Consider the following 13,757-nt stretch of genomic DNA (forward strand, 5'->3'; position numbering starts at 1 on the left):
TGGTTTCCAATGAACTGCTAGAATACTCGCACTGATACTCATAGGGGAAGTTTTAGATGGTCGATCAGGCTGTTCGCCAAAGTTTGCAGCAGGTTTTTGGCTTTGATTCATTGAGAAATGGTCAAGAAGAAGTGGTTACTCACATACTGCAGGGACACTCCAGTGCCGCTATTTTTCCAACGGGATCAGGTAAATCACTGTGTTATCAATTACCTGCCCTGCATTTACCTCACCTGACATTGGTTATATCTCCACTGCTTGCCCTGATTAAAGACCAGCTTCAGTTTCTCAAGAGCAAAGGCATAGCCGCCGAGTCTATCGATTCAACGCAAGACCGAGAAACTTCTCAACACATTATGCAGTCGGTACGAAACGGGACCACCAAGATCCTGATGATTTCTGTAGAAAGACTGAAAAACGAACGTTTCAGGCAGTTTATTTCGCAAGTGCCGATTTCCATGTTGGTGGTGGACGAAGCGCACTGTATTTCGGAGTGGGGGCACAACTTCCGTCCTGATTACCTTAAACTGCCGCAATATCAAAAATCCCTGAATATCCCACAGGTACTTTTGCTGACCGCGACCGCGACGCCAAAAGTCATCGAGGATATGCAATCTAAGTTCAATATCCAGAGAGAGCACATAACGGTGACCGGGTTCTACCGTTCCAACCTGCGACTGGACATTCAACCCTGCCTTCAGTCTGAGCGTTTGGACAAGCTGACGAGTATTCTTCGTAGCCAGCCTGATAGCCCGACGATTGTTTACGTCACACTGCAAAACTCCGCTGAGCAAGTCGCCAGTTATCTGCGCGAGTATGGCATTAACGCGCTGGCGTACCATGCGGGTTTAAAAAGTGAAGACAGAGAACACATCCAGCACGACTTTATGACTGGCGCCGTTCCTTGCATTGTGGCAACCATCGCTTTTGGTATGGGCGTGGATAAATCCGACATACGACGAGTGATTCATTTTGATTTACCTAAATCGATAGAGAATTACTCACAGGAAATTGGCCGTGCAGGTCGGGATGGGCAACACTCTGACTGCATTTTACTTGGAGACAAATCTGGGCTGACCGTTCTGGAGAATTTCGTTTACGGCGACACACCCGACGCCAATGCCATTCAGTTAGTGATAGAGCAGATCTACCAGAGCGGAAGTGAGTGGAGCATTATGCTCAACCGTCTTTCTAAAGAATCCAATATTCGTCAGTTGCCACTTAAGACTCTGTTGGTGTATCTGGAACTGCAAGGCGTGATTGAACCAAGGTTCAGTTACTTTGCAGACTATCGATTTAAGCTGAATATGGAACAGCAACAGATTTGTGCTCGTTTTCAGGGTGAAAGAAAACAGTTTGTAGAAGCGATTTTCCAATGTTCACCAAAAGCCAAGACGTGGCACACCTTAGACTTTGATGCGCTTTGGCAGGGATACTCCGCCGAGCGCAGCCGAGTAGTTTCTGCGTTGGACTATTTCCATGAAAACGGATGGATTGAGTTGGAAAGCAAACAAGCCACCGATGTGTACCGAGTGCTGAATACGCAATCTGCTCCAAATGAGCTCGCTCATCAGATGCACAGCCTGTTTGAGCAAAAAGAACTAAGTGAGGTAGAACGCATACGAACCATGGTGGCGTTTTTTGAAGAGTCGCGCTGTCTGAGTTATCAACTTGCCTCCTACTTTGCTGATGAAAACGCGCCAGCGGAATGTGGTCATTGTTCGGTCTGTGAAGGAAGAGTGGCTCAATTGCCCGGAGCAGAACCAGTTCCTGTTGATTCCACGAACATTGAGCATTGGATCACACCCTATTTAAAGGCAACGAGAGGCTCGGCAACTCCTCAGGCTCTGGCTAGGTTTCTTTGTGGTATTGCCACCCCAGAGTCCACCAGCGTCAAAGCAAGGCAAATGGAAGGCTTCGCGAAATTAGAAAGTACGCCATTTAGTGAAGTGCTTAATCACGTAAAACAGTCTCTCTAGAAGAAGCTGAGCTGACGCGCCTCCTGCTCGGGTTTAAGCATCACGTTTAACCCGAGCAACCGGATCTCACGACCTTTCTGGCGTTGAAGTACTTTTTCTAATAAGCCCCGAAAATCTTCCAACTCCAGTTCACCGTGAATGTGTTCAATGGTGGTTTGCTGAAAATCGGCAAACTTCATTTTAATACCTTGCTTAATGATGGATTTATCCGGAGACGCTTTTACCAGTCGCTGCTCCAGTTCCGGATACAACTTTTCAGAGATCACCTGCCAGCATTCATCAAAGGTACTGATATTTTGTGAAAAGGTTCGCTCTACCCCAACTGATTTCCGTTCGCGCTCTGTTTCAATATTCCGGTTATCAATGCCATGGCTTCGTTTCCAAAGCGACGCCCCTAATCTGCCAAAACGAGTCAAAAGGTCACGATAATCGGATTCACGAATGTCCAGGCAAGTGTAAAAGCCAGCATTATTAAGTTTTTCCAGGGTCACTTTTCCAACCCCAGGGATCTTATCTAGCGTCAGTGTATCTATGGTCTCCTGCACCTTCTCAGGTGGAATGACACACAGACCATTCGGTTTATTGATGTCAGACGCCACTTTCGCCAGAAACTTGATGGGGGCAACACCAGCCGAAGCCGTTAGCTTCATCTCATGCCAAATATCGTATCGGATTGCCTCGGCAATTAATGTGGCGCTACCGTGAAGAACGTTGGACTCCGACACGTCCAGATAGGCTTCATCCAGTGACAGAGGCTCTATCAGTTGAGTGTATCGTTCGAAAATACTGCGGATCTTGCGGGATGTTTCTACGTAAACTTGCATGCGTCCGGGAACCACTAACAAATTGGGGCATAACTTGAGTGCCTGCCCCGTAGGCATGGCAGAACGCACTCCGAATTTTCGCGCTTCATAATTGCAGGTACTCAGCACGCCGCGCTGTTTTTCGCTTCCCCCAACCGCCAGAGGACGACCGCGATAGGATGGGTTATCGCGCATTTCAACGGCGGCATAAAAACAATCCATATCAACATGGATGATTTTCCTCGTCGTATCTACTGACATGGTTATCACTCAAAGCACAAAAAATACTGTATATAAAGTCAGTATAATAAAACTCATGCTCTTTTCACAGTACAAAGATGAGCTGAGTGTTCGCTCTGCTGACAGCTCATGTCAGTAGTCAAGATTCGTGTAGTCATCAACCTAAGAATTTTGATTGTGATCCAGAAAGAAATCCGCCCTTTGAAAATGATTGATTATAAAGCTGAATCATATTTGGAATATGTCTCAACCTTTTTACCAGTGTGGAAATAATCCAGTTTTTAATGGAAGTACTCATTTTTGTGATTAAACTTAACAAACGGGTAACGTATATCAAAAAGAAGAAGTTGGAGCTCTGGTGTTAAATCGGATTTTGGTTGTCGAGGATAGCCGCGCTTTTCGCAACTATCTCAACTCACAACTTGGACAAATTGGTTTTGAGGTCGTTCTGGCAGAATCGCTGGAAGCAGCCAATAACATAATAAAACATGATACTAACTTTCTATGCGCTGTATTGGACTATTGCTTGCCGGATGGTCCCGACGGCGAAGTGATCGATCTTGTCTTGTCGCACAAAGTCCGTGCTATCGTCCTGACTGCGCAATTTAACGAGAACATTCGTGAAAGTGTTATCGCAAAAGGTGTGTTGGATTACATCACCAAAGACAGCAGTGCCTCCGTTTCTTATCTTATCCCTTTACTGAAACGCCTGATGGCGAATCACACCCATAAAGCCTTGGTGGTTGACGATTCAGTGACCGTCCGCAACCATGTCGTCTACCTTCTGGAACATCAGTATATCGATACACTGCAAGCTAAAGATGGCGAGCAGGCCATGGAAGTTCTGGCGAAAAACCCTGATATTACGATGATCATCACCGATCATGACATGCCAAACAAAGACGGCATTACCATGACTCGTGAGATCCGTAACCAGTACGACAGAAACCATCTAGCGATTTTGGGGCTATCTGGAAACAACGACAGAACCATGACCGCTCGATTTTTGAAAGCGGGCGCAAATGACTTCTTGTATAAGCCATTCAACCAGGAAGAGTTTTACTGTCGGGTTCAGCACATATTGGATATGAAAGACGCCACCGACGAGTTGTATCGAATAGCTAACCAAGATGCTCTCACCGGATTATGGAACCGCCGCTACCTGTTTGGCGAAAACGGCACTAAATGCTGCGATAACCGCAATGTTGCCATGATAGACATCGACTTCTTTAAGAAGGTAAACGACACCTACGGACATGACGGCGGGGATCGCGCACTGGTCACAGTGGCTCAGATTATTTCTATTTACTTTAAGAATGAAATTGCTGCCCGATTCGGGGGAGAAGAGTTCTGTATTCAGCATTGTGGTGATTACGAAGAGTTCCAAACCCGATTAGAAAACATGCGTCAGCGCATTGAAAAAACAGCGGTTCAATACGAAGACCAGCGAATTAATCTCACCGTAAGTATTGGGGTGAGCTGCGGCGACCAGAGCAAGTCTTTGGAAGACATTATCCGTGACGCAGACGATCTGCTTTACCAAGCGAAAGAAGAAGGTCGAAATCGCCTCATTGCGCGGTAACGACCTCCGACCTCCCCCATAAATCTCCAAAATTCACCCAGACACTAAACAAAGCACAGCATACGTTTAATTTTCTAGCCGCGGCTTTATTGCACCGAACCCCAAGGGTTTTCACAATACCTTAGTCACCCTCAGTGACCTTATGAAGCCGCGAAAATTGGGACTCTCTATTCCCACATCAGCTTCCGGGGTCGCTCAACTCAAATTCGACCAAATGGAGCTTCATTGTGTGGAAGAAACTGACTTCTCTTGCTGCAAGTACAATCCTGCTTATCCACTCTCCTTTCACTGCTGCGAAACAATTTAACGAGCTTTTTTCTTCCAATAATAGCGAAGCACAAACCGTCGAAGAATTTCTAGAACAAGACGACCTGTGGTTTGAAATACTCGATAACAAAGCACTGGCAGAAATCAAAAGCGTTTCCCTTTATTTCGAAGGAAAAGCCGTCACTGAAAAAGAAAAAACCGAACTGCTTAAGCTCTCTTCCATCCTGACTAAAAAGATGAAAGACAATGGACTGAAGGTGCGAAGCTGTATTGAGTGTGGCAAGACTCAAGTGGCGATGTCTGCGTCGAACGTAAGATATAAGCACGGTTTAGCCAGCAACGACGAACTGAGAAAGCTCGGTAAGCAAATTCGGGTAGATGCGTTTCTTTCATGGCGCGCCCCGCTGAATCAAGACACACACAGCATTACCATGTCACTAGTAAGCACCAAAAATAACGAAGTGGTGTGGACGGGAAACTTCGACCTGAAGGAGTCGCCGGAAGAGATAGCAAAGAAGAGTGTCAAGGAGAGCGGGTTCGGGGTCGCTCTTGGTTACATTGGTATCGCCGGTACTTCTAATAAAGGCGAAGACATTCAAAACGTCACTGACATTTCTGTCCGATACTACAGCGGGCACAGTCCGTCGGAAAAAGCACACTTTGCATTTATTGGTAACTACTTCCGCAATTTCGACAGCAGCAGCGATTTCTCTATTCAAGGTTTTGGTGCGGAAGCGCGGGCTCTTTACGCCATTACTGATGACTGGCTTTCCATTTATGCGGGTTCTGGATTTCAGTTTGTGGAAAATAAACAGAAAATCTCGGTTCGAACCGGTATCGAGCTTTCTCCACCTCGCAATGCTTTCTTTACTCATGGCGACATCTTTGTCGATATTGGTCTGATGTACATTACCAAAGACACCTACGAAAACGGCACCTGGGGTGGAAATCCTGCGTTTGATCTGACCTTAGGTGTGAGGTTCTAAATACGATGAAACTTAAATTAGCTTGCCTGTCATTAATGCTAGTCGCATTTCAGTCTATGGCGCAGGAAACCGATACTTCGGCTATCAATCAGAGAGTCGAAATGAAGGACGGTAAGATCACCATCCATTTACAGGGGCATGCCTATGAGTCTGGAGTTCAGTTCGATCTCTCTGACCCAGATATGGTGCTTACGATTGAAACCGATCCAAGTGCAGCGCCTCAGGCACTCCAGCCATTGCCAGAACCAACAAATGACGAGTTGGAAAGTGAACTGGAAAATCACCAGAACACCCCTGCTCCAGAAGAAGACTCTCCCTTTAATGAAGCTAAGGCACTAGCGTTAAAAGTAGAAGCTCAAGAAAGAGCAGTGAGCGGAGATTTTGATCAAGCTTTACAGCTTCTTAATGAGGCACAACCTCTTACTGCCCAACCTGCAAAAATATTAGCCACAAAAGGCAGTGTTCTATACAAGCTGGGAAATGTTGAAAGCGCGATTGTCGCTTGGCAACAAGCACTGGAACTCGACCCGAATCTCGGTGAGGTTAAACGTATGATGGAGTGGCTAGAGAAATGATTAAACTGCATCATCTGACCTTCGCGGTTGCATTAGTCGCAGCTTTTGGCGTGGTCGCTCAGCCGTCTAGTGAAATTCAGGCACTGGAATTTTCAGCAAAGCTGGAACAGCGTTTGAACAGCGACATTGAACGTATTATTGGTGCCAATAAGCACGTGCTGACTATTCAGTCGGAGCTGGTTACCAAGAAGCTTCAAGCTGATCCTCAAAATCAGAAGTCTGCTGCACCTGAAATATCTGAAAGACCGGAAGCGCCACAAACTGTCGCCGTTCCAGTGACCATACCTACGCAACCTGTCCCCGAATTGCCTGGACTGAGTGGCATCCCCGCTCAAGACACGATAGACGTACCTGCTCTTGCAGCACCTGCTGTTGAGCCTGTTTCATCACCTAAGCCAAAGCTACCTGTACCTAAAGTATCAGTAGCGCCAACAAAGCCAGAGAGTTCAACGGAGATCAACAAAATAGCCGTTACTTTATTGCTTGAAAATCAGGTAACGAATGAAAATGCTCAGCTAATTAAAAAACTGCTGATTCAAAAAGTGGATTACAACCCGTTACGGGGAGACACTATTGATATCATTCGCACAGAATTCTCTGTGCCTGTACCTGAGGGTACACCTCCGGTTGAAGCTCAGCCTTTGTGGCAGGAGTACCTATGGGTAGCCTGGATCGTTGCCGCACTCATTTTGCTGCTGTCGGTCATGCTGTGGCGAAAAGCGAGAGCAAACAACCAAACTTCAGTCACTAATGCTGAACCAACTACAGGCGTAAAAGCATTGCAAGCAGAACCGCTGCTTTCTCAGCAATGCTACGAGCATGAAGCTTGCCGTCAGGAGCTGGTTAAATACAGCCTGAGCGAACCTCAGAAAGTCGATAGCGTTATCCGAAAGCTGAGTCTGAATGAGCAGAACCTGCCTATGTTCGCCTGTGTGTATCAAGAACTGGGACGCGCGCTGTTTACTACCATGTACCCAAGTCTGACGGCAAAAATACCAAGTTACATCAAGTACCTTGAAGAATCGCCAGTCGATAAAGAGCAGGTAATGGCTCACTTAAAATCGTTTAAACAACTACTAGTGGATTCCAACCCAACAACCGATTCTGCAAGGAAAAACCAGCCATTTGATTTCTTGGAAAACCTGACGACCAACCAGCTAAGATGGCTTCTGGAAAACGAATTTGACCGAATTCAGGCAATGGTGATCTCTCAGCTTTCACCTTCACGCTCATCAGAATTGTTGGCGGCTTATCCAACAGAAAGGCAGGCGCATCTTGCGATGGAGATTGCACGACTAGAGGCATTACCCATGACTGCATTTAATGATGTTGCTTCCTCTCTGGCGGCAAAAGCGCAGTCTGTTCCGGATTTCCGTACTCTGCCAACTGACGGTCCTCAGGTGCTTTCTAATATTCTGGACGGGCTAAACATCAGTAAGCAAACTGAACTGCTGAACCAGCTAAAAGACACCTCTCCGGGGGCATACGTACAGCTTAAACAAAGCTATTTCACCTTTGATGACATCTGGCGCACACCTGCCAAAGTCATCAGCAACCACATTCGAAGTGTCCCTCCTCAGACTCTGGCAATTGCGCTTTCTGATGTACCAGAAGAAAAAGTATGCAGCCTGATCTCCGAGTGCCCGGAACGTTACATCACCATGGTGTCCAGTGAGGTTGAAATGCAATCCGATGTGGATGAAGAAACCAGAAATGCTGCCAGGCTTGAAGTCGTGCAGGTGATGCGACAGGCGCTGGAAGAGAAAAAATTTAAAATGAGCGATCTGGAGGTCACTGCCTAATGTCGATTAGCACCATTACAGGCTGGATTTTTGCTACCGCGGTACTGGTCACCGCAGTGGTCACCAGCACCGATAATTACTGGCTCTTCGTCAGTTTATCGAGTTTTCTCATCGTATTGGGTGGCACTTCTACCGCCGCGTTGATCAGTTATTCATACCCGTTGTTCTTCCGTGCAATTCAAGCTGTGCTAAAAAGTCTGTTTGATGGCAAGAATGAAACCAAGCTCAAACACTCATCTATTCTCCGTTCTATCGAGTGGAACAAGGTATACCGTACGGATGGTATTACCGGGCTGGAAAACTCTCTGTCAGAGAAAGAACAAAAAGATCCTTTTCTCTCAATGGCTATTGAGCTTTTAGGTACAGGGTACAAAGGGAAAGAATTGCATGCACTGCTGATGGAAAGTAACGAAAGCCAGCGCGCCCGCGAAGCTCAACCCGCCAATGTGCTGAGCACCATGGCAAACTTTTCACCCGCGTTTGGCATGATAGGGACATTGGTGGGTCTGATTGTGATGCTTGATAGCCTGGATGGCGATATGGCGACCATGGGCAAAGGGCTGGCTATCGCATTGTTGACGACACTTTACGGCACTTTGATGGCACAGGTGTTCTTTAAGCCTTCGGCCATTAATGTGCGTCGGAAATCTGATGAAAACTACCACCGAAGAGAAATGCAGATCAAAGCGTTTGTGATGATGACAGAAAAGCAGCCTGATCTGCACATCAAAGACTCTATGAACTGCTATCTGCCTCCTAAAAAGCGTCTGGAGTCTTAATATGCCTCGAAGACGCCACAACGATGCTGATGTACGTGAAGAAAATGACTGGCTTGTCACCTATAGTGATTTCATCACTTTGCTGATGACGTTCTTCATCGTCATTCTGGCTACTTCACAAATCGATCAGGGTAAGTTTGAAGACTTCAAAGCAGGCTGGAATGCATTGACTCAACGCGATGTGCCCTTACCCATGAATGATCTGCTCAAATCACTGGAGTCTGCCACGGAACAAGAGCCCATCACCCTGACTCAGGTGCCAGACGGCATTAAAGTGGACTTTGATACCGAGGCGCTGTATCAACAAGGCTCCGCCGATTTAAGTGAAGAAGGAATAAGATTGCTTGGCATTTTTGCAAACTCTCTCAAACAGGTGGACATCTCTGGCAAAGAAGTGGTTGTCGAGGGGCATACTGACGACGTACCTATTCAAAATGAAGAGTTTGACAGTAACTGGGAGCTTTCTGGGGCAAGAGCCATAGGGGTAGCACGGCATCTGATTTCGCTGTCTGTCGACAGAAACAAAGTCAGCGCCGTTGCCTTTGCAGACACTTACCCACAAAGCGCAGAGACTGACTCAATTGAAGAACAGAGAAAACAGAACCGCCGGGTAAGCATCTATATTCGACGTAGTTCGAGGCACTGATGTTCGAGGTATTAATAGCCTAGATACTTACTGGTTCCCTTCACCGAAGAATAATCCAAGTATGGGTGTAACCGTATGTATATTTCTTCGGTGATTGCTTTACAGTTTTCGTCCTGCTTGTGGTATCGTCCACCGCTATATTTATGAAACCAGCTCCTAACCCTGAAAAGTCATGACCACGGAAAATGAAACACCTGTAACCAAACCATCGATCTTTCGAAAAATATTGATGTTCTTAGGTTTGGCTATTTTTGGACTGGTGACCGGGGTCGCCATCGCATTAGCCGTTGGTGTGAACATTAACCTCACCCCCTATAAAGGAAAACTGGCTGACCTGATTCAACAACAAATCTCCCACCCGGTATCCATCGAAGGTGACATCCGACTGCGCCTTTCGTTCCGCCCTGAAATCGAAGTCAATCAGATTGAAATTGCCAATATTCCGAGTATCGAGTGGCAGCCTACCCTGAAAGTTGGTCATGCTTCGGCAAAAGTGGCGGTACTTCCTTTACTCGACAATCAGGTTTACATCGACTTTATCGATCTGAAAGACATTCATTTGTATCTGGCTAAGGATTTTGATGGTCATTCAAACTGGGAGTCTTTTCAGACGAACTCAGAGCAACCAAAAACCCTTTCAGATCAGTCTCATCAAGCTTGGTCACTCAGCCTCGGGGAACGCATTCATGCAGAAAACCTGAGTGTCGTGTACGACGACCAACAGGAAAGCGTTTATCTAGACTGGTTTCTAGACACTTTTGATTTAACCAAAGACGGCAAAATCTGGAAGTTAAATACTCAAGGGGCAACCTTAGGTCAGGCTTACGATCTGGCTATCACCGGTGAGTTGGAGAGCATCCTTAACCACCAGTCAGGGAAGTTGGATATCCAAGGCAGCTTTGCGGGCGCGGCTTTATCCCTGAGCTCGGAAATTCATCCTCTCAATGAAGGGCTATCTACTGCTAGCCTTCAACTTGACTGGCAAGACACTGGTCCCATTGAAGCACTGCTAGGATGGGATGTATACCACATAGCTCCGTTGCACATTTCAGCTAACCTAGCCGCTCAGCAAGGTCACTTAAGTGTGAAAGACTTAACTCTGGACAGCCCAGCAACTCAGGCATCTGGATATTTGGAAGTCACACTAGGCGACATCAACACGATTGATGGCAAGCTCGATGTTCCCGTGATTGATCTCAGACCCTGGCTTCAGCCGGAACCAGAACAGCACGCGATGGGCTTTGCTTCTGCCCCACCACAAAAATCACCATTACAGCGAGCATTGGATCAGTGGTTGGTTGCAACCCACACCAACCTTAACTTGACCATAGGTAAGATCTTGGGGCTGGGAACGGACATCAACAGCCTCTCGCTGTCTGTTGTAGGCAAAGAAGGCAAGCTGAGCGCTCCCCTCGCCGCCAATATTGCTCAGGTTCCTTTTCAGGGAAATGCTGAAATCGACGCCACCGAGTGGACATCAAGATTAAACATAGAGCTGGGTGCGAAAGACTCCTCATTGGGAGAGCTGGCAAGTTGGCTTGCAGGTATGGATGACGCACGCGGGCATTTAGACAATGCATTGCTGACTGTATCAACGGAAGGAACCAAGCTCAAGGAATGGATCAGCAACAGCGATCTCTCTTTTAACGTCGACAATGCTCACGTTGAATGGGCACAAGATGCCAGCTTCGCCATTGATAAAGCAAGATTCAGAGCCGGAATGAACATTCCAGTCGACATTGATATTCGCGGCAAACTGCAAGGCGTGCCTGCGACTATTACGGCAGACGCCGGTGCTCTATCTGATATTGTCAATCGCCGTGACTGGCAAACCACGCTTACCTTAGATAGCCCAGTGTTGCAATTGTCCGCATCTGGAACACTGCCACAAACCAAATGGGGCGTTGGCAGTCAATTTGCGCTTCAAATCCACAGCCCGGACATTGCTAAGCTTAGCCCTTGGCTGGGAACTCAAGCACAGGCGACGGGTCCCCTTAAGTTTGGAGCCAACCTTGTCCATCAGGGTCGTTGGATAACCTTTGAATCCCAAAATCTTCAGTTAATGGACAGCAAAGGGAAGTTCAATCTCAAATGGCAGGAAGGGTCTGAACAGGGTCTAGTCAACATTGATGCTCAATTCGACAAACTGGATTTCAACCAGTTGGCGCTTCTGGCGAAAGAAGAGTCTCTGCCAGAAGTTGAACAGGCGGTTCCAACCAAAGGGGTCAACCTTTCCGTTCCGCTACTTAGTAATGACATCCATATTCTTGACGCCAATCTCTCATTAAAAGTGAATCAAGTGCTCTGGGCACAGCAGCGACTGGAACGTTTATCTTTTAGCGGGAAAATCAGAAACGGGATGATGAGCTCAGCGCCCTTTTCCATGCGCTTTGCTAACAGTCTTCTCAAAGGAGATTTGTCCCTCAGCGTAGATGCAGCAAAAATCCATTCTGAGTTGAATCTTAGTGCCAGCACACCTGACATTTCAGAAATGGCAAAGACATTTGGTGTGGCTGATGACATGAAGATGTCACTGGACAGTGCAAAGATCAGATTGGCACTCTCTGGCAAAACCTTGCTTGAATTTATGGAGATGACCGAAGTTGATGCCCAGCTCCAGGGTGGTTACCTAGAAATCCCCGATATCTACACAGGCAAGGCAATGGCAATCCGCATTGCGGAAGGACGCTTTCATACCGGACCTGAGCGTTCAACTGAATTGCTTATAAACGGCGATGTAGCAGGAAAAGACACGCAACTGCAAATCACATCAGTGTCTTTGAAAGAAGCCAATCAACTGACAGAAAGTCTGCCAGCCGACCTCATATTCAATATCGGTGACATCGCGTTTAAAGCTCAAACTCAGCTCTCCTTACCCCTTGATTTCACCAAGCTATCGTTAAAGCTAAGTGCCGACATTCCTAACCTTGATCGCCTTAACGAATTCACTGGGGTTGCGCTTCCTCCCTACGGCCCCATCAAGTTAAGTGCAGAGCTTTCTTTGGATGAAGTCCAATATCAGCTAAAACATCTGATTCTTAATGTTGGCAGCAGTGAACTGAAAGGCAGCGGTCATCTTCGCTCGCTTGGTCGATTTAATCGACCAGACATTGCTCTATCCCTTTCCTCTGATCTGATTCAGATGGACGACTTCAAAGTCGGCAACTGGAGAGCATGGCTACCAAATGATGACAAAAAAACAAAAGAGCCAGAAGAAACGAAACCGGAAGAACACAAGCAGCCGTTGGTACTCAGCCCAGAAGGGCTATCGTGGGCGAATTTAGAACTCTCTCTGGACGTCAAAAACGTACGTTCAGGCAAAGACTGGCTGGGCGCTACAGAAGCCCGACTAAACCTGACAAACGGAAAGATGACCGTGTCGCCTTTAAAGGTTCGTATTCCGGGCGGTTCTGTATCCCTAGCTGGTGAAATAGCCGCACAAGAAGAGCTGTTTGATATTGCCATGCAAGGTCAGGTTCATCGTTTCGATTACGGGGTAATTGCTCGTCGTATCGACAATAAAACAGACATGGGTGGAGAGCTCAGTACATACTTTAATCTGACCAGTCTGGCCAACACCCCTGACAGCCTAATGAACAACGCCAATGGCTTTATTGGTTTTGCGGTTTGGCCGAAGGAGTTTGAGGCCGATCTTATCGACTTATGGGCAGTGAATTTAACGGACGCCATATTACCAAGCTTTACTGAAGAGCAAGAGTCGGTGCTTAACTGTGTCGCGGGCGGGTTTGACGTTCAAAATGGTGAGATGAGCCAGCGTGATGTGTTACTCGATACCACACGAATTCAGGTAAACGGTTCGTTTAACGCTTCATACCCAAATCGCACATTTGACCTGTACCTGACACCAAGACCTAAGTCAGCGCAGATATTTAGCTTACAGACACCAGTAGAAGTGTCTGGCAGTTTTGAGGACTTTGATTTCAATGTCCCACTTTCCGCAATTTTGGAAACATCCGTACGCTTCACCACCAGCCCGGTTATCTCGCCGATTCGCTGGCTGGTAGAAAAACCATTGCAAAGCGACGGTAGCCATGTATGTGAAGCAATTTCACGCGGAATAGCAGTTAAGCAGTAAGG

9 protein-coding genes are annotated in these 13,757 nt (G+C 46.9%); 8 read left to right on the top strand and 1 reads right to left on the bottom strand.

What is annotated here, in order from left to right:
- The first annotated feature begins 56 nt into the window (after positions 1-56).
- The gene (locus tag QMG91_RS13740; RefSeq protein ID WP_281827133.1) at positions 57-1,979 is read left to right on the top strand and encodes a RecQ family ATP-dependent DNA helicase; all 1,923 of its coding nucleotides are present in this window, start codon (positions 57-59) and stop codon (positions 1,977-1,979) included.
- Here the strand turns inward: QMG91_RS13740 and dinB are convergent.
- On the bottom strand, positions 1,976-3,043 hold the full coding sequence (gene dinB, locus QMG91_RS13745; protein ID WP_281827134.1) for a DNA polymerase IV: 1,068 nt from the start codon (positions 3,041-3,043) through the stop codon (positions 1,976-1,978). The two genes, QMG91_RS13740 and dinB, sit on opposite strands and share 4 nt — an antisense overlap.
- Positions 3,044-3,380: 337 nt before the next feature.
- Here dinB and QMG91_RS13750 point away from each other — a divergent pair, with 337 nt between their 5' ends.
- The 7 genes from QMG91_RS13750 to QMG91_RS13780 all read left to right on the top strand — a co-directional run bounded on the left by QMG91_RS13750 (position 3,381) and on the right by QMG91_RS13780 (position 13,755).
- Positions 3,381-4,604 (top strand): diguanylate cyclase, encoded by a 1,224-nt coding sequence (locus QMG91_RS13750; protein WP_004403064.1) that lies wholly within the window; start codon positions 3,381-3,383, stop codon positions 4,602-4,604.
- Positions 4,605-4,831: 227 nt separating this feature from the next.
- Entirely contained in the window at positions 4,832-5,857 is a 1,026-nt protein-coding gene (locus QMG91_RS13755) for a hypothetical protein (protein WP_281827137.1), read from the top strand.
- 5 nt (positions 5,858-5,862) lie between these two features.
- Entirely contained in the window at positions 5,863-6,432 is a 570-nt protein-coding gene (locus QMG91_RS13760; protein ID WP_281827139.1) for a tetratricopeptide repeat protein, read from the top strand.
- Positions 6,429-8,234, top strand: coding sequence for a FliG C-terminal domain-containing protein (locus tag QMG91_RS13765; protein ID WP_281827140.1), 1,806 nt, complete (start codon positions 6,429-6,431; stop codon positions 8,232-8,234). Before QMG91_RS13760 ends, QMG91_RS13765 begins: the two co-directional genes overlap by 4 nt.
- Entirely contained in the window at positions 8,234-9,013 is a 780-nt protein-coding gene (locus QMG91_RS13770; RefSeq protein WP_281827142.1) for a motility protein A, read from the top strand. Before QMG91_RS13765 ends, QMG91_RS13770 begins: the two co-directional genes overlap by 1 nt.
- A 1-nt stretch (position 9,014) precedes the next feature.
- Positions 9,015-9,659 (top strand): OmpA/MotB family protein, encoded by a 645-nt coding sequence (locus QMG91_RS13775; protein ID WP_281827144.1) that lies wholly within the window; start codon positions 9,015-9,017, stop codon positions 9,657-9,659.
- A gap of 172 nt (positions 9,660-9,831) precedes the next feature.
- Entirely contained in the window at positions 9,832-13,755 is a 3,924-nt protein-coding gene (locus QMG91_RS13780) for an AsmA family protein (protein ID WP_281827146.1), read from the top strand.
- The last annotated feature ends 2 nt before the right edge of the window (positions 13,756-13,757 follow it).

Source organism: Vibrio nigripulchritudo, assembly GCF_027924785.1.
Classification (GTDB): domain Bacteria; phylum Pseudomonadota; class Gammaproteobacteria; order Enterobacterales; family Vibrionaceae; genus Vibrio; species Vibrio nigripulchritudo.

Bases quoted from the DNA above. Each gene is read 5' to 3' on its own strand.
- QMG91_RS13765 (WP_281827140.1), top strand. From the start codon at position 6,429: ATGATTAAACTGCATCATCTGACCTTCGCGGTTGCATTAGTCGCAGCT.
- QMG91_RS13770 (WP_281827142.1), top strand. From the start codon at position 8,234: ATGTCGATTAGCACCATTACAGGCTGGATTTTTGCTACCGCGGTACTG.
- QMG91_RS13780 (WP_281827146.1), top strand. From the start codon at position 9,832: ATGACCACGGAAAATGAAACACCTGTAACCAAACCATCGATCTTTCGA.
- QMG91_RS13760 (WP_281827139.1), top strand. From the start codon at position 5,863: ATGAAACTTAAATTAGCTTGCCTGTCATTAATGCTAGTCGCATTTCAG.
- dinB (WP_281827134.1), bottom strand. From the start codon at position 3,043: ATGTCAGTAGATACGACGAGGAAAATCATCCATGTTGATATGGATTGT.
- QMG91_RS13775 (WP_281827144.1), top strand. From the start codon at position 9,015: ATGCCTCGAAGACGCCACAACGATGCTGATGTACGTGAAGAAAATGAC.
- QMG91_RS13740 (WP_281827133.1), top strand. From the start codon at position 57: ATGGTCGATCAGGCTGTTCGCCAAAGTTTGCAGCAGGTTTTTGGCTTT.